This window comes from Bacillota bacterium (assembly GCA_012518215.1).
Lineage (GTDB): Bacteria > Bacillota > Dethiobacteria > DTU022 > PWGO01 > JAAYSV01.
Genome location: JAAYSV010000027.1, coordinates 1 through 17,627 on the forward strand (window position 1 = coordinate 1; position 17,627 = coordinate 17,627).

The following is a 17,627-nucleotide window of genomic DNA, read 5'->3' on the forward strand; positions in this document are numbered from 1 at the left end:
AGCGGATTCAGCAGTGGATGAATAATTATCCAAGAAGGATGTTCGGATACAAAACAGCCAATGATATTTATATGGCAGCTTAGTGTGATTGGTAAAATATGGTGGGCAATTAAACTTGCAACTTACAATAAATGGCAATTGGCAAAAAAAAGTTGTTATCATTGTTTATGTAAGCTATAATTGAGGCAAATTATGGTTACGGAGGCTACTATTGAAAAAAGCCCAGGATAAAAGAAAAAAAAGACGGGGCAATCTGAGGATTCAATTGAGCATTTTTTTGGCATTGATCATCTTTGTTATCACCGTTCTATCCTGGATTGCCTTCTATCTTATCCAGGGCATAGACCTGATATCTGTATTGCATTACCTTGTTCTGGCGGGCCTGTTGATGGCGGCGATTGGTGGAGGAGCTTCCTACCTCATTCTGTCATATTATTTTCAGCCCATAAGTAAAATTTTGCAGATCATGGAGAGGGTCAACAAGGAGAGGGACCTCGCCATCGAGGTGGAGATCGAGAAAGATATCAAATGGCGCAACGAATTTTCCATGCTGGCCAGGGGTTTCAATATTGCTCTCAGGGGGATGCATTTCCTGGTCGGGCGGGGGATGGACGTGGTAACCGGTTCCGGCGAACGGATGGAAGGGATCAGCAAAGCTATAACCGAGATTTCCGGCGGCATCGAGGAGGTGGCTTCGGCAGTAAATGAATTTTCCCGGAGTTCCCAGGAACTTGATCAGAATGCACAGGAGATGCTCTTTACTTCAAAGACGGCCTTCGAGGAGATCAAGACCGGCCGCCAGAATGTACTTTCCTCTACCGGTCGGATCCGGGATGCCTCGGAAAAGATTGCCGAGGTTGATCCCTATGTGGTGCAGTTGCTCCAACGGTCCGAAGCGATCGGCCGGGTTGTAAGAATAATTACGGAAATTGCCAGTGAGACCAAACTTCTGGCTTTCAATGCTTCCATCGAGGCAGCACGTGCAGGTGAACACGGGAGGGGTTTTGCCGTCGTCGCCGATGAGGTACGCAAGTTGGCCGATCAGACTGCCGAGGCGGCCAAGGAGATAGCGGAGATGATCAGTGGAGTACAGAAAGAGGTTCGGCAGACGGAGAAGATGATCAAGGGCAGTGTGGAAAGCATCAGCGACACCGCCTCCCAGGTGGAGGAGATCGAAACGATCTTCGGCAAGATATCCGGCAACGTGGGGGATATCACCACCAAGGTTGATTTTATCGCATCGCGTTCGGGGCTTATAAGTTCCGGCAGCGAGGAACTTTCGGCGGTCACGGAACAGCAATCGGCATCGATACAGGAAATCCTGGTCAACGTGGAGAAACTCAGCGATGAATTCAGTCAGATGCTCGAGCTATTGACGGTATTCAAAGTGTAGACGTGCGGTCTTTTTGTTCCGATTCCTTCTTTTTCAACCAGGCATACCGGTTTATTTCCCCAGAAATTGAATGATTATCGCATGCGATGAAAATACGGGGGAAAGGAAATGCCCGTTTCACCTTCCGTTTCCGGGTGAAGCAAGTTTATAATGGGGGAACATCGCGGTTATCCCTTTCCGTGATGTATTTCCGCGCCAGGGCTTGATATGATTTTGCACTCTGTTCAATCCACCACAGGGAAGTTCCGTCAATTTTTTTCTTGACTACCGCCGGTGTTCCGGCGGCCAGGTGACGATCAGGTACTATGGTCTTGTCTACAACCACGCTCCCCGCAGCGATCATTGCATATTCCCCTATTTCCGCAAAATCAAGGATGGTGGCATTCATGCCGATGACCGCTCCTTTTTTTACCGTGCAGTTGTGCAGAATGGCACCATGGGCGACGGTCACTTCTTCACCGATGATTGTTTCACCGTTGGGCAGGAGATGGACAACGCAGTTATCCTGCACGCTGGAATTTTTGCCGACCACGATTTTGCCGAAATCACCCCTCAGAACTGCTCCAAACCATATACTGGCGCCTTCTTCAACGGTTACATCCCCGATCAGAACGGCTGTCGGAGAGATATATGCTCCCCTGGCAATGCGGGGTTTCTTGCCGTTAAACTCGATAAACATGGTCATTTATTCCTTCCTTGCTCTGTTTTACCAATGATACTATGATAAAAATGGGGTGTCAAAAATAAAGGGCATGAAGTGTCCGATTCATGTCCGATTCATGCAAATTGCTATTGACGTTCCCTTTCCCGAACTGTTAAAATGGTTGAGGCAAGCCTTTAAACCAGTCCAGAGAGGCTGGAAAGGAGAACTATATTGCGGTGATTGTGAAGGAAACCTCCTTGGCCGGACTCTGGGCTGCAGGAGGTTTATCTTTTGCCCAGGAAAAAATCATGGCCGCTTGCGGGGGGTAGTCGGTGAACGCCCGGGTAATACTTGAGGATGGAAAAAGCTTCGAGGGCATTTCTTTTGGAAAACGGGGATATGTTGTCGGTGAAATTGCCGCTCACAACACCATGACCGGTTTCCAGCAGTTGATCACCGAGCCGGCCAATGCGGGCCTCATTCTCAGCTTGAGTTTTCCGTTGATCGGCAATGTTGGTACCAATCGGGAAGATGTGGAGTCTTCCCGTTCCTGTTTGAAGGGGCTGATTGTACGGGAACATTGTTTGCTACCCTCCAATTTCCGTTGCGAAAAAAATTTTGATACCTATTTGAAAGAGGAAGGCGTTGTGGGGATAAGCGGTATCGATACCCGTGCTTTGAACCGCCATATCCACCGTTCCGGGCCCTTGAAAGGGGCCATATTGACCGGTGATCACCCGGTGGAGGAAGTTGTCAGCCAATTGAGGAACATGGATGACCGGGAAGGCCGCCATTCATCGGCAGGGGTTGGCGTGGGCGAGGAGTATCTTTCCAGGATCCGGGATATCGTCCCCCCTGTCGATCTGGTTGTTATAGATCTGGGGCTCAGATTGAGCCTGCTGCGTGCATTGAAGGCAGAGGGTTTCCGAACGGTGGTGGTTCCGGGAGAAACGTCACCAGAAACGGTGATCGGATTACGGCCCCGAACGGTTATTGTCGCCGGTGGGCCCGGTGATCCCGCCGATGTTGCTGCGTCCATTGTTGAAGGGGTCTCCGCCCTGATCGGGGCTGTTCCCCTGCTGGGCATCTCGTTGGGGGCGCAGGTGCTGGCTCTGGCCATGGGGGCGGCGACGGTTCGCCTGTGGCCGGAACACCGGGGGGAGGGTTATCCGATCAGGGAAGTGGCTACCGGGAGGATTTACATCACATCCCAGAACAGGGGCTATACCATCGATAGAGACAGTCTGCCTCCCACGGCGACCATTACTCATTTCAACTTGCATGATGGAGTGGTTGAGGGCTTCAGGCATGTTTCTGCACCTGCCTGGGGTTTTGAATTCTGGCCTTATTATTCACATACAAAAAGGGCTTTCGCATCTGTTTTTTCCGGTGTTTTCGGGGAAGCCCTGTCTGCGGGGGGCGTTTTTGATCGAAAAGGTTGATTTGCAAAAAGTGGCCGTTATCGGTTCCGGACCCATCATCATCGGACAGGCAGCAGAATTTGATTATGCCGGATCCCAGGCTTGCCGTTCACTGCGTGAAGAGGGGCTGGAAGTGGTGCTGGTAAACAGCAACCCGGCGACGATCATGACCGACCTGGAGATGGCCGACCGCATCTACATGGAACCGCTAACTCTGGAAGTTCTGACCGGGATACTGGAACAGGAAAGGCCCCAGGGGCTGCTGCCTACCCTGGGTGGGCAGGTGGGGTTGAACCTGGCCAAGGAACTGTACCGGGCGGGTGTCCTGGAGAGATTGGGTATAGCATTGCTCGGTATTTCCATGGATACGATAGAGAAAGCGGAGGATCGGGAACGGTTCAAACACTTCATGGCCTCGCTCGGTGAGCCGGTTCCACCCAGTGTGGTGGTGGACAATGTCGAAGATGCAGCCCTGTTTGCTTCCGAGGTGGGGTACCCGGTGATCGTCCGCCCTGCTTATACGCTTGGGGGAACGGGGGGCGGGATGGTGAAGAGCCCGGATGAACTGCATGCAACGGTACTCAGGGGCTTGAAGCATAGTATCATCAATCAGGCTCTCATCGAGAAGAGTGTGGCTGGCTGGAAGGAGATCGAGTTTGAAGTGATACGCGATGGGGCGGATAATTGTATCATTGTATGTAGCATGGAAAATATAGATCCAGCTGGAATCCATACCGGCGACAGTATGGTGATCGCCCCTGTGCAGACGCTTGGAACTTCCGAATATCTCATGTTGAGAGATGCTTCATACAGGATCATCAGGGCTCTCGGGGTTGAAGGGGGTTGCAACATCCAGTTTGCCCTTGACCCGGGGAGTTTGGATTACGCGGTCATTGAAGTCAATCCGCGGGTTAGCCGTTCCAGTGCCCTGGCTTCCAAGGCTACCGGTTATCCGATTGCCAGGGTTGCCGGCAAGATTGCCATCGGATTGCACCTTGACCAGATTACCAATGCCATTACAGGATTGAAAAATGCTTGTTTCGAACCGGTGATGGATTACTGTGTAGTCAAGATTCCGCGCTGGCCTTTCGATAAATTTGCCCTGGCCCAGCGCAATCTTGGCACGCAGATGAAGGCCACGGGTGAGGTGATGGCCATAGAAAGATCGGTGGAGGCAGCCCTCATGAAGGCGGCTCGTTCATTGGAGATAGGAGTTTCGGGGCTTTCTCTTCCCGGTACCGAAAACAAATCGGAGACAGACATTCGCAGGAGGCTGGCCGAGCCGGATGATGAAAGGTTGTTCATCATCGCCGAGGCTCTGCGCCGCGAGATGAGCACGGAAGAGATTGGCCGTCTCACCGGAATAGACCTCTTTTTTATCAACAAGATCAACAATATCATAGAAATTGAGAAAAAAATAAATCACATCGGTGAAGAAGGTAAAATCATGCCTCCACAATTGTGGAAACAGGCCAGGGAGGCCGGTTTTACAGATGTTTTTTTGCATGAATTGATGGGAGATGGCGGAAGAAAGGCGAAGGGGCATGACCGATGGGGCAATATTTCACCGGTTTACAAAAAGGTTGATGCCTGTGCCGGAGGGGCTGAAACCATGCCGCGCTATCTGTATTCATCCTACGGTGATGACGATGAATCTCTCCCCACCAGGGCGAGGAAAATGATCGTGCTGGGAAGTGGCCCCATCAGGATCGGGCAGGGCATAGAATTCGATTATTGTTCGGTCCATGCTTCCTGGGCCCTGAGGGATGAGGGCATTGAAACGATCATCATCAACAGTAATCCCGAGACGGTAAGCACCGATTTTGACACTTCGGACCGGCTGTATTTTGAACCGGTTACCCTGGAGGATGTAATGAACATTGTTGAACGGGAAAGGCCGGAAGGGGTTATTGTCCAATTCGGAGGACAGACGGCTATCAACATTGCCGGATCCCTTCACCGGAAAGGAGTCAGGATCGTCGGCACTTCCGTGGACAGTATCGACAGAACGGAGGATCGGGAAAAATTTGATCTGATTCTTGAGGAACTTGATTTGAAACGCCCGCCCGGGAAAGCCTGCTACTCGCTTGAACAGGCCCTGAAAACTGCTTCTGCAGTGGGTTATCCGGTGGTGGTCAGGCCTTCCTATGTGCTAGGCGGCCGGGCCATGGAAATTGTTTACCGCGACGAAGAACTGAAGGATTACATGGAAACGGCGGTCAAGGTCTCTCCAAACCATCCCGTGCTGGTGGACAAATATCTCGATGGCCTGGAGATCGAGGTTGATGCTGTATGCGACGGTGAAGACATATTGATACCGGGAATCATGGAACATATCGAGCGTGCAGGGGTTCATTCCGGTGATAGCATTGCTGTCTATCCCCCGCAGAGATTGTCGGAGGACATCTACGGGGAACTGCTTTCTTCCACTCGCCGGTTGGGCAGGGCCCTGGATGTGAGGGGGATGATCAACGCCCAGTACGTGGTATACGGGGGAGAACTTTATCTGTTGGAGGTAAATCCCCGTTCCAGTCGGACTGTACCGTTCATGAGCAAGGTTACAGGTATACCGTTGATCAAACTGGCTGTTAAAGTGAGCCTGGGGCAGACACTGCAAGAGTTGGGTTACTGCAGCGGTATCATCGATCCCCCTCCGTATGTAAGTGTCAAAGCTCCGGTTTTTTCATTTGGTAAAATAATGGATCTTGACACCGTTCTTGGTCCGGAAATGAAATCCACCGGGGAGGTAATCGGGATGGGGCCCACGTTTGCTTCGGCCCTTTACAAAGCTCTGGTGGCAGCAGGTTTCTCACTGCCCGCGGGGGGCCGCATCCTGGCCACCATTGCAGACAAGGACAAAAAGGAGGCCATGCCCATGATCAGGGGGCTGTCTGCCCTTGGATACGAGATCATGGCTACCGGGGGGACAGCAGATTTTCTGCAGAGAAATGGTGTCCCGGTGAAAAGGGTTCGCAAGGTGGGGGAAGGGTCGCCCCATATCATTGATCTGCTGCGCAACGGAGAAATCAACCTTGTTTTGAACACTCTTACAAAGGGAAAAATTCCCGAGAGGGATGGGTTCAGAATTCGCCGGGCGGCGGCAGAGCATAATGTATACTGTCTTACTTCCCTGGATACGGCTCGGGAGATCTACCATGCTCTTTGCTATATCCGCAGGGGTAAAAAACTTGAATATATCACGATACAGGATTATCTTGACAGAAGGAATGTTTCTTGTTCTTCGCAATAAAATTTGTTCACCTGGGGGGCGGATATAGATGTCATTCTGGGTCAAGGCCATGCTTCTGGGCCTTTTTGCCGGGGTGTTGGGTACTGCCAGCGGTGGTTTGTTCTCGTTCTTGCTCTGGAGGCCCCGGAAAAAACTTTTGAGCCTGCTGCTGGGCCTCTCGGCAGGGATAATGCTGGTCATCATCTTCATGGAGTTGTTGTCCGAATCGGTTTCCATAGGCGGACTATGGATGGGGTTGATTGGCCTGACCCTGGGGATATTGCTACTTTACGTTCTCGATTTATTTTTTCCCCACCAGCATTTTGGTGCTGAAGGGGAGCAGAAAAATCGTCTGCGCCAGGCAGGGATTTTGCTCGGTATCGGCATTGCGCTGCACAATGTTCCGGAAGGCCTGGCCATCGGATCCAGTTATTACGCGGATGTGGGTTTTGGCCTGGAAATTGCCATCATCATGGCTCTTCACAATGTCCCGGAAGGCATCGCCATGGCCACGACCATGAAAATGGGAGGATTTCGCAACCTTACAATCATTTTGGCCACGATACTGGCTGGATTGCCGATGGCGTTTGGTGGCATGGCCGGGGCCCTGATCGGCAGCATTTCCTCTACCTTTTTGAGCAGCTCGCTTGCTTTTGCTGCGGGGGCCATGCTGTATATTGTCTGTGATGAATTGATTCCCGAGGCCCACAATACTTCCGAGGGGCACTCGGCCACATTGGGGATTGTCTTTGGCGTTATCATAGGGATGTTCATTTTATCTGCCCAGTAGCAAATCCATTCGGGGCCAGTGGGTAAATAAAATGATCGATAATGTCGGCCTGTTATCAAGCTCTGAAAATCCTTGACTTTTTTGTCTTTAAATCTTACTATTAGTAAGGACTTTCAATGAAAGGTGGAAACTGAAGAGATGCGAGCGATGACCCTTCTAGAAAAGGTTAGACATATGAAAAAAGCGATTCAAAGTTCCACGGAATCACTTAACTTTACCGAGGGAGCCTGCATTTTGCAGGAAGGGATAAGAGCCAATATATTTATTGTCTCCACCAGGGGGCAGATTCTGGGATACAGCGTGGTCAAGGATTTCGGGTGCAGTTATTTTCAGGAGAATATTATCGAAAAAGGTGAATTTCCCTCCTGGTACAATGAAAAATTTTTGATGGGCAGCGACGAATCAAAAATCAATATAGTGTATCGAAGCGACAAATGTGTTTTTTTGAAAGACAAATCGTTGGATTGTCGGCATCATCCGGAAGCGATGGCCGTTGTGCCCATCCTTGGAGAAAGGCGACTGGGCTCTCTTCTCCTCCACAGATATCAGGGGGAATTCTCCATAGATGATATTGTTCTGGCCGAGATTGGCGCTGCCGTAATAAGTATGGAAATGATGAGGGCCGCGGAAGAAATAAAAATAGAAGATACCCGCTTTCGGGCCATTCTTGATGTGGCATTCAGCAGTCTTTCCTATTCTGAACTCGAGGCGCTGGAAGAAATATTCAGGGAATTGGCCGGCAAGGAAGGTATCGTTGTGGCCAGCAAGATAGCAGACAATCTGGGTATTACCCGTTCGGTCATCGTCAATGCTCTGCGCAAATTTGAAAGCGCCGGGGTGATAGATTCACGTTCTTTGGGGATGAAAGGCACCTATATCAGGGTAAAGAATAATGTCTTCAAGGATGAAATCATGAAAAGGATTTCCCCGTAATCACGTAACAAAATAGACCGGATATTGAAATAACATCCGCCTTCTGGCGGATGTTATTTGTTCTTGATCCGATTTGATATTTATTTCATAGCTCCCCGCAACGTTCAAGAAGGGCTTCCCATTCCCCATCAACAAACTGTTGCAGCCTGGCCAGCTGTGCTTCACTCTGCCCCTTGAGCAGATGTGCAAAACGGCCCTGTGGTTTGATGTATTCTTCCAGGCTCTTTTTTCTATTTTTGGGGTTGTAGTTGAGCTTCCATTTCCCATTTTCCACTTCATACAGCGGCCAAACACAGGATTGGACCGAGAGGCGGGCTATTTCGATCGTTTCTTCCATGGGGAACCTCCATCCCCTGTGGCAGGGTGAGAGGACGTTGATGAATGCCGGGCCCTTGGTATCAAATGCTTTCGACGCTTTGTTGATGATATCTTTCCAGTGGCTTATGGAGGCCTGCGCCACGTAGGGTATCCCATGGGCGGCCACGATAGAAGTAAGGTCTTTACGGAATTCGGTCTTGCCAAAACCGGTTTTTCCAATCGGGCTTGTGGTTGTCCAGGCACCAAAAGTGGTAGCTCCCGAACGTTGGATTCCCGTGTTCATGTATGCCTCGTTGTTGTAGCAGACGTAGACCATTCTGTGGCCACGTTCCAGTGCCCCGGAAAGGGCTTGCAAACCGATATCGTAGGTGGCGCCGTCTCCGGCGAAGGCTACAAAGCGGTATTCCTCATCGAGCCGTCCCTGTTTTTTGAAACTACGATAGGCAGTTTCCACACCGCTCAAAGTGGAAGCAGCATTCTCGAATGCATTGTGCAAATAGGATGCTTTCCATGCCGAGTAGGGGTATATCGTGGTGGAGACCTCCAGACAACCGGTTGGATTTACGATTACAAGATGTACATCTTCGGGAACGGCCATCAATATTTGGCGGATGACAATCGGTGCTCCACATCCTGCACACATGCGGTGACCACCGCTTAGATATTGTTTTTTACGGGCTGCCTCGGCTGTCTTCATCAGATAACATCTCCTTCCCTCAAGCCAAGATAGAGTATACCCTCGGGATAACGGCCTTCGAGAAGATCCCGGCAGGCGTTTTCGACAAGATCCGTGCCCAGATCCCTTCCTCCCAGACCATAAACCAGTTCAAAAATACGGGGTCTATTTTCCAGGTCGTAAAAAGCAGAACGTATCTCTGAAAATAGCGGTCCGCCCTGCTCTCCGGCAAACATCAGGGAGCGGTCCATGACTCCGATTACGGGAACGTGAGCCAACGCTTTTTGCAGGGCTCTTACCGGAAATGGGCGGAAGACCCTCAACTTCAGAAGACCCACCGGCAGGCCTTTTTTCCGCATTTCTTTTACTACATGCGCAACTGTACCGGCTGCTGACCCGGCAGCTATCAGGGCTACCTGGGCATCTTCCAGAAAAAGTTCCTCGAACAATCCATAATATCGCCCGAATTTGTCCCCAAATTCCCTGCCAACCTCCTCGATAACGTGCAGGGCATTGCTCATTGCCTCTTCCTGGGCACGCTTGAATTCAAAATAGTAACCGCCCAACGTGTCAAAATTACCCATCGATACAGGTTGACCGGGGTCAAGAAGATAATGGTCCGGTACATAGGAACCAATAAAACTGCGGACTTCTTCATCTTCGCAATACTCGATACGTTCCACGCTGTGGCTGATGATGAATCCATCCAGGTTGATCATGATCGGCAGGAGTATCTTCTTGTTTTCGGCTATCTTCACGGCCTGGATGGTGTTGTCATATGATTCCTGGACGTTTTCGCAGAACACCTGTATCCACCCCGCATCACGTGCGCCCATACTATCGCTATGATCACAATGAATGTTGATGGGGGCTGACAGGGATCTGTTAACGTTGGGCATGACGATGGGGAGACGCAGGCCGGAAGCAACGTAGAGCAGTTCCCACATCAATGCCAGCCCCTGCGACGAAGTTGCGGTTATAACCCTTGCGCCTGCAGCGGCAGCTCCAATGCAGGAACTCATGGCGCTATGTTCACTTTCTACATTGATCATCTCGGTATGAACTTTACCGTTCACGACCATCTCTGAAAAAGTTTCCACTATCGATGTCTGTGGCGTGATAGGATAAGCAGATACCACATCAGGTTCAATCTGACGCATGGCTTCAGCAACGGCATCGGTACCAATAACAGCAGCTGTTTCAGGCATTGTTTTTTACCTCTTTTTTTCTCTGAGTGGCTTCATCAACCATCTTGATTGCTTTTTTGGGGCATTCCCGGGCACAGATACCGCACCCCTTGCAATGCTCGAGGTTGAAACCGACCATTTTGCCATCTTCGACACGTATGGCTGAGTCTGGACAGTACATGAAGCATAATAGACAGTCATTGCACAATTCATCGTCTTTGATGGGCCGCAAGGAACGCCATTCTCCCGTTGAATATTGTTCGGCGTTACCCGGCTCAACGATTATCCCTCCCAGGGGGTGTTTCTTCCAGTCCCATTTTTCAATATCTTTTACTTCCCACTTTTTCATGTAGCTTGACCTCCTTGTATGCATGTTCAAGGGCTTTGACATTCATATCTACTATCCGGGAAGGATATCTTTTGCTGAAAGAAGATCTCAAGTTTTCTATTGCTTCTTCTTTTTCCAGCAAACCGGTAATCTTCAAAAATGCGCCCAGCATGGGGATATTGGCAAAAGGTTTACCCATGGTATCCAGGGCAATGCGGGTTGCATCCACTGTGTAGGGCCGGTAGTCTTGCAACCCGTATATCCTGGATAGCATGTCGGGGTTGAGATTTGTGTTCACGATGATGATTCCATTTTTCTTTAAACCGGAAGTGACATCAACAACATCCAACAATGTAACATCGAGGACCAGAACTATATCCGGGGTTGTTATCCCGCAGTAGACTGTTATGGGGGATGAACTGATCCGGTTAAAAACTTGAATCGGGGCTCCCATACGTTCAGGTCCAAATTCGGGAAACGACTGGAAGTACATGTTTTTTGGTAAAATCATTTCTACAAGTGTCTTGGATGCCGTAACCGCACCCTGCCCACCGCGGGCATGCCAGCGAATTTCTGTAACTTCATTGTTCGGGCATTGCAAGCTTCTCCACCTCCTGCAATTGGGTCCTCATGTTTGTAATGTTTCCCATTTCAAAGAATATATCAGATTAGTAAATGCTTGTAAAGCAGAATGGTCAACTGGCCGGAATAATGTATTATTTTCAAGACTTCTGCCGGATATTTTACCATGTTTCAAAATAAGTAAACAGGGTTTGGCTCCATAAATGACTCAAAAACACCAATACTGCCGAATAAGATATATTAAAAATTGCAGGGGTTATGCTCGGCTGATAGATTATGTGTCCAGGATACGGATTTGATAATGACAAAAAACAACGGTATATGCAGATCTTTATTTTTATTTTACCAGATATATGGCTTGAACATCAATGACACAAATTCCCAACCGGACTGACAGAATGAAACGAACCCGTTGCTCCTGAAATCCCGGAAAAAGGTATCATCTTTTGACGATTCCCTGCAAAATATTGCTTGACCTTGCAAATTGACTTGATCCCGCAAAGTTGCTAAACTTTGTTTTGCAAGGTCCGGTATTTTTTTAGTATATGCAGGGGGGGTGCAGAAGTGAATCATGAATCCGATAAAGCCATCGGCATATTGGATTCGGGGGTAGGCGGGCTGACCGTGGTCCGTGAATTTTTTCGGCATCTTCCTTCCGAAAAGATAGTATATTTCGGTGATACATACAGATTTCCCTACGGTTCCCGGCCCCATGATGAGGTCCGCCGTTTCTCTCTTCAGATCATTGAATTTCTCAAAACCCAGGAGATAAAGATGATTGTGGTGGCCTGCAATTCATCCACTGCCGCGGGACTCCATCATTATCAACAGCAGCTGGATATTCCGGTTGTCGGAGTCATTGAACCCGGGGCCCGGGCTGCGGTGGAAACCACCCGCAACGGGCGTATCGGCGTCATTGGTACCACCGGCACTGTCGCCAGCGGTGCTTATGAAAAAAGCATCCATGCCCTTGACCCTTCCCTGAAGGTGTTCAGCATGGCCTGTCCGTTACTCGTCTTGATTGTAGAAAACGATCTCATTCATACACCCGAAGCGCACAGGGTGGCGCATGAATATCTTCACTCTCTCAAACAGGCGGGGGTGGATACACTTATCCTTGGCTGCACGCATTATCCCCTCATGGCCGATGTTCTTCAAGACATAATGGGCAATGAGGTAACATTGATCAGCTCTGCGGAAGAAATTGTTCGGGGGGCGAAGGAATTATTTGCGGCGCGAAACCTTCTGAAACCTCCTGGTGAAAGCACCCACCGTTTTTTTGTCAGTGGTGATCCCGACAAATTTGAAGAAACAGCTTCCAAACTGCTCGGCAGCAATCTGAAATCCTACCGGGTAATGCTGTAACCAAACATACCCTCTCATGTTTTGGTCATATTTCAACCTTCGGATCGATATGATTATAAAAAAACAATAGCACTGTCTATCTGATCATTCCCGGGAGGTTGAAAAATGAAAATGGGGAGGTTCTTTTTGCGGGTGGTGTTATATTCGGCATTGTTCCTGATCCCGGTGCTAACGGCGGGGTGCAATGATGGCGGATGGTCCTTACCATTGTTCGGTATCGGGGATTCACAGTCTGAAGGCTTATCCCTGCCCTCCGCGGAAGGGAACAGAAAGGGGATAGAGGGCGAAAACCCGGATGATCTTTACATTCTGTATTATCCGGATGTTGACAACCGTTTTCTGGTACCGGTTACCCGCAATATAACGCCCACCGAAACGATTGCTCGTAGCGTAATTGAAAAACTTATCGCAACTTCAAAAGATGATCCGGAACTGTCGAAGGCCAGACTCTACCCTCCCATCCCCCCCAATACCATCGTCAGGGGACTTGTTGTTGAAGATGGGTTGGCCACATTGAATCTAAGCGCTTCCTTTCTGACTTACCCGCCGGAGGCGGAGAGATTGGTCCTGGGAAGCATTTGCAGTTCCCTGTGGCAGTTTGAAAATGTCAAACGGGTACAGATAACGGTGGAAGGGGTAAAAATTGACGAGTTTCCCGGGGGAGCCCCGGGCCAGGAACCCTTTGACAGGGAAGACATGATGATCAATCTTGAAATTGATGATGATGTAGCTGATTACCGGGACAGTACGGCACTCACGGTATATTTTGCCCATGCGGGTACAGGACGTATTTTTTATGTTCCGGTGACAAGGGTGTTGAGCGGTCCGCCGATTGAGGCTCCGGCGAAAGCTTCGCTGGAAGAGCTTTTGTCCGGCCCGCGCCACCGCAGCGGCCTCTACAGCGATATCCCGGCCGCTACCAGATTGCTTGGTTTTGAAATAGAAGATGGTATGGCCATCGTGAATCTTTCCGGGGAATTCACCGGGTACCGTGGTGGAAAAAGCGGCGAGGAGAATATGCTGAATCTGATCGTGCTAACTCTGACTGCCTGCGAGGCGATCGATGAGGTAAAAATCCTCGTGGACGGAGAAGAAATCACCTTGCCTGATGGGGCCGACCTGTCCCTGCCCCTATCCCGTCCCGAATGGATAAATTGCCTGTAGGGTGTTTGCTGCCTGACTGCGGAAAGACTGATTGGTGATCGGTAGCATTTTCAGGCGCGGTACAGCTCCAGGTAAGTCAGATGTTTGAAATATTTGAGGGCGAGGCTGGCACCAAGGACCACCGAGGTCAGGGGTTCTTTGACAACATTCACCGGCAGATTCAATTCATGGTTCAGGAATAGATCTATATTTTTTAACAGTGCCCCCCCGCCTACCAGGAACAACCCGCTATTCAATACGTCACTCGCGAACTGGGGGTGAACCTGGTCGAATACATTTTTTATGGCCATTGTCCACGGGTGGAGAATGGGGGCAATGGCTTCGTTTACTTCCGGGGCAGTTATCAGGGCTTTGTCCGGTTTCTGTGTCTTCCAGTTGATTCCCCGTATCTCAAATTTTTTTTCAGATGGCGGATTCAGGGCATAGCCGATTTCATGTTTTGTTCGTTTTGCGGTTCCCGAACCTATCTCCATGCTGAATTTATGATAAACATATCTTTGTATGGCACTATCAAGACTATCCCCACCCTGACGGATGGATTTTGCAAAAATGATTCCGCCCATGGCAACGGCGGCGATCTCCGTAACGCCGCCACCCATATTGATAATCAGGCTACCTTTGCTGTCTTCGATGGGTAAACCTGTACCGATGGCGGCAGCCAGCGGTTCCTCGATCAGATAGATCTCCCTGATTCTGGTACGTTTCCCTGCGGTAATGACAGCCTGCCGTTCCACCTGTGTAGTGCCGTAGGGAATGGTAATGATGGCTCGTAACCGCACCAGGGGGATCTTGTTGACCGCCTTGAAAAGAAAGTGTTGCAACATCTTCTGGGCATAGTTGAAGTCGGCTACCACTCCTTCGCGTAGTGGTTTGACCGCCTTGATATTTACCGGTGTCTTTCCCAGCATCAGGTATGCCTTTCTTCCCGCGGCAAGAAGGTCGCCGGTACGTTTGTCTATGGCCACGACCGATGGCTCTTGCAGGATGATACCTTTGCGGGGGGAGTAGATCAGGGTGTTGGTCGTCCCCATGTCCACGGCCAGATCCCGGCGGAAAAAGGAAGATTGGTATCCATCCGGGCCTTTTTTGTCCAATATGATTCCCCCCCATCCAATTTGAATTTCCATGCGAATGCTTTCTATATTATTTATCTTCAAGAGAGGGTGGAATATACACCGATCGTGCCGATTTTGTGGTTAAAATGTTTTGATATTGTTCAAGCAGAGACGACCAGGTTGCGTCCTTTTCTTTTTGCTTTGTAGAGGGCCTTGTCGGCCCTGGTGATAAATTCAGTGAGGGTGGTATGCTTGTCCGTAGCCGGAATCGAGGATACCCCGAGGCTGATGGTAAGCGTTCCCCCGGGCTGGGAATGTTGTTGCCCCGTGAAGTTGTAATCCTCCACCGAGGATCTGATTTTCTCCGCAACGGTAAGCCCGCCTGCAAGATCGGTCTCCGGAAGGACAATGGCAAATTCCTCTCCCCCGTACCTGGCGGCAAGGTCAGAACTGCGAATATTTTGTTTCAGGATATTGGCCACGTTTCTCAGGACAATGTCGCCCCTGGGATGGCCGTAGCGGTCGTTGTATTTTTTGAAAAAATCTATATCGGCGATGATCAGGGTAAGGTCGTGATGGTAGCGCCGACATCGCTTTATTTCTCTTTCCAAAAATTCATGGAAGTATCCACGGTTGTAAAGATCCGTAAGACTGTCGGTTATCGATCTTTTGACGGCGCGGTGATAATTCTGGGTTACTTCTTCAAAATAAAATTTTTTGCGTAGAACCGTCCTCATTTTGATTTGCAATTCATTGAAATCAATGGGTTTGGTGATATAATCATCTGCCCCCAGTTCCAGAGCTTTGAGCTTGCTGTCGGAATCGGAGAGCCCGGAGATAATGATAACCGGTAGCTGCAGAAGATTCTTCTGTTGCCGCACCATTTCCAGAAGTTCCATGCCTCCGAAATCGGGAAGGATAATGTCCAGCAGGATAAGATCGAGGTCATGGTTCTGGGTTGCTTCATGGGCTGTGAATCCATCGGCGGCGGTGATGACGATGCAGCCCAGGGATTCCACATAATCTTTGAGCTGTTTCCTTATCAATCTGTTGTCATCGACGACGAGGACTACCGGTTTTCTATCTTCAAGGGGAACCGCCCGACCATTCAAACGGGGCGATTCTCTTCCCGGAGGGTCATCCAATTCAAATGAAAATTTTTGTTGCGGGCTGTTCGCATTTACCAGTTTATCGATTCTGAACAGCAGTTCCGCTTTGCTCAAAGGGCGGCTGATAATATCATCGGCTCCACAGGAAATGGCCTTTATCTTCTGTTCTTCATCGTTGTTGTCGGTTAACAGGATGAAAGAAATGTTGGAGGACGAGGAACGGTGTTTCAGTTCTGTCAGCAGCCTGTCCCCGGATTCACCGATGCCTGTAGCGGCAATTACAATTCCTGGCAGGACGGAAGGGACCAGTTCTATGGCCAGATCATGATTGAGTGCCTCGTAGAGTTTGTAGCCTCTCCTGGTCAGGATATTTTTGATCAGCTCACGCTCAACAGGGTTGTTCAAAACCAGCATGATATTGACTTTGGCGATATTTTCCAGATATTCGTTCATTTGCTATTATCCCGCGAACAATTTTTTTGGCCATCCGGTCTTATATTATTATGATATAATTCACAACATAGGTGAAGGGTGGATGTCAACAAAGACGACAGTTAAAAACTGGGGTCTATGGCCCAGGCAACCATGGGCAAACCTACCCATTTTGAGTATATCCGTGTCTTTTGTAACTGTCAATTATTGAAAAAAGGTGGGGTTGGCGATGCGTAAAAATAGCAGAAATGAAGATCAGTTACGGTCTGTAAATATTACCCGCAATTTCCTTAAAGATCCGGCCGGCTCGGTGTTGATCGAGACCGGGGATACCAAAGTAATATGTACGGCTTCAATCGATGAAAGCGTTCCCCCATTTCTCAAAGGAATGTCCCGGGGGTGGATTACGGCCGAGTATGCCATGTTACCGGGATCAACGACTTCACGCCACCAGCGCGAACGGGGAAGAACTTCGGGGCGCACTTTTGAGATACAAAGATTGATCGGCCGTTCCTTGCGTTCTATCGTTCACCTGCCGGATTTGGGGGAGAGGACTGTCCTGATCGATTGCGATGTTATTCAGGCCGATGGGGGAACACGTACGGCTTCCATCACCGGCGCCTGTGTGGCTCTCTTTGATGCCCTACTTTATCTGAAAGAGGAAGGGGTTATTGATCGTCTGCCGATTGTAGATTTTCTGGCTGCGGCAAGTGTGGGAATAGTGGATGGGAAATACCTGCTGGATCTGGATTACAGGGAAGATTCCGGTGCGTCTGTGGATCTGAATGTGGTTATGACTGGCAGTGGCAAGTTCGTGGAAATACAGGGTACCGCCGAAGGGAAAACGTTCAGCCATGATGAGCTTGATATGTTACTGACGCTTTCCCGGGGGGGTATAGAGAAATTGATCCATGAACAGAGAAATGTTCTCGGGCCCGATGCCGCCATGCAGATAGATGACAGCATCGAGTATTACGGGAAAGCCTGAAAAAAGAGGAATGA

15 protein-coding genes are annotated in these 17,627 nt (G+C 49.6%); 8 read left to right on the top strand and 7 right to left on the bottom strand.

The annotated features are described in order from the left end of the window. Positions 1-211 precede the first annotated feature (211 nt). Positions 212-1,393, top strand: coding sequence for a methyl-accepting chemotaxis protein (locus tag GX364_04620; protein ID NLI70130.1), 1,182 nt, complete (start codon positions 212-214; stop codon positions 1,391-1,393). 145 nt (positions 1,394-1,538) lie between these two features. Here GX364_04620 and GX364_04625 read toward each other — a convergent pair whose 3' ends face one another. Next, on the bottom strand, positions 1,539-2,072 hold the full coding sequence (locus tag GX364_04625; protein NLI70131.1) for a gamma carbonic anhydrase family protein: 534 nt from the start codon (positions 2,070-2,072) through the stop codon (positions 1,539-1,541). A gap of 296 nt (positions 2,073-2,368) precedes the next feature. Between GX364_04625 and GX364_04630 the strand changes: the two genes are divergently transcribed. The 4 genes from GX364_04630 to codY all read left to right on the top strand — a co-directional run bounded on the left by GX364_04630 (position 2,369) and on the right by codY (position 8,409). After that, positions 2,369-3,478, top strand: coding sequence for a carbamoyl phosphate synthase small subunit (locus tag GX364_04630; protein ID NLI70132.1), 1,110 nt, complete (start codon positions 2,369-2,371; stop codon positions 3,476-3,478). Further along, complete coding sequence (carB, locus tag GX364_04635) at positions 3,462-6,707, top strand: carbamoyl-phosphate synthase large subunit (GenBank protein ID NLI70133.1); 3,246 nt, start codon at positions 3,462-3,464, stop codon at positions 6,705-6,707. Before GX364_04630 ends, carB begins: the two co-directional genes overlap by 17 nt. Before the next feature lie 49 nt (positions 6,708-6,756). Beyond that, complete coding sequence (locus GX364_04640; GenBank protein NLI70134.1) at positions 6,757-7,476, top strand: ZIP family metal transporter; 720 nt, start codon at positions 6,757-6,759, stop codon at positions 7,474-7,476. Between the two features lie 147 nt (positions 7,477-7,623). Next, positions 7,624-8,409, top strand: coding sequence for a GTP-sensing pleiotropic transcriptional regulator CodY (gene codY / locus GX364_04645; protein NLI70135.1), 786 nt, complete (start codon positions 7,624-7,626; stop codon positions 8,407-8,409). An 85-nt stretch (positions 8,410-8,494) separates the two neighbouring features. On the opposite strand, the gene GX364_04650 is transcribed toward codY, so the two are convergent. From GX364_04650 to GX364_04665, 4 genes are read right to left on the bottom strand one after another with little or no spacing between them, the layout of a single operon-like run. Further along, complete coding sequence (locus GX364_04650) at positions 8,495-9,424, bottom strand: pyruvate ferredoxin oxidoreductase (protein ID NLI70136.1); 930 nt, start codon at positions 9,422-9,424, stop codon at positions 8,495-8,497. Further along, a complete protein-coding gene (porA, locus tag GX364_04655; protein ID NLI70137.1) occupies positions 9,424-10,611 on the bottom strand; it encodes a pyruvate ferredoxin oxidoreductase in 1,188 nt (395 codons plus the stop codon). The genes GX364_04650 and porA overlap by 1 nt, the downstream gene beginning before the upstream one ends. Further along, the gene (locus GX364_04660) at positions 10,604-10,939 is read right to left on the bottom strand and encodes a 4Fe-4S binding protein (protein ID NLI70138.1); all 336 of its coding nucleotides are present in this window, start codon (positions 10,937-10,939) and stop codon (positions 10,604-10,606) included. The genes porA and GX364_04660 overlap by 8 nt, the downstream gene beginning before the upstream one ends. Then, entirely contained in the window at positions 10,911-11,519 is a 609-nt protein-coding gene (locus GX364_04665) for a pyruvate synthase (GenBank protein NLI70139.1), read from the bottom strand. Before GX364_04665 ends, GX364_04660 begins: the two co-directional genes overlap by 29 nt. A 545-nt stretch (positions 11,520-12,064) precedes the next feature. On the opposite strand from GX364_04665, the gene GX364_04670 reads away from it, so the two are divergent. Both GX364_04670 and GX364_04675 read left to right on the top strand, forming a co-directional pair. Continuing rightward, entirely contained in the window at positions 12,065-12,865 is an 801-nt protein-coding gene (locus GX364_04670; protein ID NLI70140.1) for a glutamate racemase, read from the top strand. 105 nt (positions 12,866-12,970) lie between these two features. Continuing rightward, a complete protein-coding gene (locus GX364_04675; protein ID NLI70141.1) occupies positions 12,971-14,029 on the top strand; it encodes a hypothetical protein in 1,059 nt (352 codons plus the stop codon). 50 nt (positions 14,030-14,079) lie between these two features. On the opposite strand, the gene GX364_04680 is transcribed toward GX364_04675, so the two are convergent. Next, positions 14,080-15,123, bottom strand: coding sequence for a rod shape-determining protein (locus tag GX364_04680; GenBank protein ID NLI70142.1), 1,044 nt, complete (start codon positions 15,121-15,123; stop codon positions 14,080-14,082). Positions 15,124-15,245: 122 nt separating this feature from the next. Further along, positions 15,246-16,646 (bottom strand): diguanylate cyclase, encoded by a 1,401-nt coding sequence (locus GX364_04685; protein ID NLI70143.1) that lies wholly within the window; start codon positions 16,644-16,646, stop codon positions 15,246-15,248. A gap of 208 nt (positions 16,647-16,854) precedes the next feature. Here GX364_04685 and rph point away from each other — a divergent pair, with 208 nt between their 5' ends. Beyond that, positions 16,855-17,613 carry a ribonuclease PH gene (gene rph, locus GX364_04690; protein NLI70144.1) on the top strand — a complete coding sequence of 253 codons (759 nt, stop codon included), beginning with the start codon at positions 16,855-16,857 and terminating at the stop codon, positions 17,611-17,613. Positions 17,614-17,627: the final 14 nt, after the last annotated feature.

Coding starts and splice junctions, on each gene's coding strand:
- GX364_04625 (NLI70131.1), bottom strand. CDS start 2,072: ATGTTTATCGAGTTTAACGGCAAGAAACCCCGCATTGCCAGGGGAGCA.
- GX364_04675 (NLI70141.1), top strand. CDS start 12,971: ATGAAAATGGGGAGGTTCTTTTTGCGGGTGGTGTTATATTCGGCATTG.
- porA (NLI70137.1), bottom strand. CDS start 10,611: ATGCCTGAAACAGCTGCTGTTATTGGTACCGATGCCGTTGCTGAAGCC.
- GX364_04650 (NLI70136.1), bottom strand. CDS start 9,424: ATGAAGACAGCCGAGGCAGCCCGTAAAAAACAATATCTAAGCGGTGGT.
- rph (NLI70144.1), top strand. CDS start 16,855: ATGCGTAAAAATAGCAGAAATGAAGATCAGTTACGGTCTGTAAATATT.
- GX364_04685 (NLI70143.1), bottom strand. CDS start 16,646: ATGAACGAATATCTGGAAAATATCGCCAAAGTCAATATCATGCTGGTT.
- GX364_04660 (NLI70138.1), bottom strand. CDS start 10,939: ATGAAAAAGTGGGAAGTAAAAGATATTGAAAAATGGGACTGGAAGAAA.
- GX364_04640 (NLI70134.1), top strand. CDS start 6,757: ATGCTTCTGGGCCTTTTTGCCGGGGTGTTGGGTACTGCCAGCGGTGGT.
- codY (NLI70135.1), top strand. CDS start 7,624: ATGACCCTTCTAGAAAAGGTTAGACATATGAAAAAAGCGATTCAAAGT.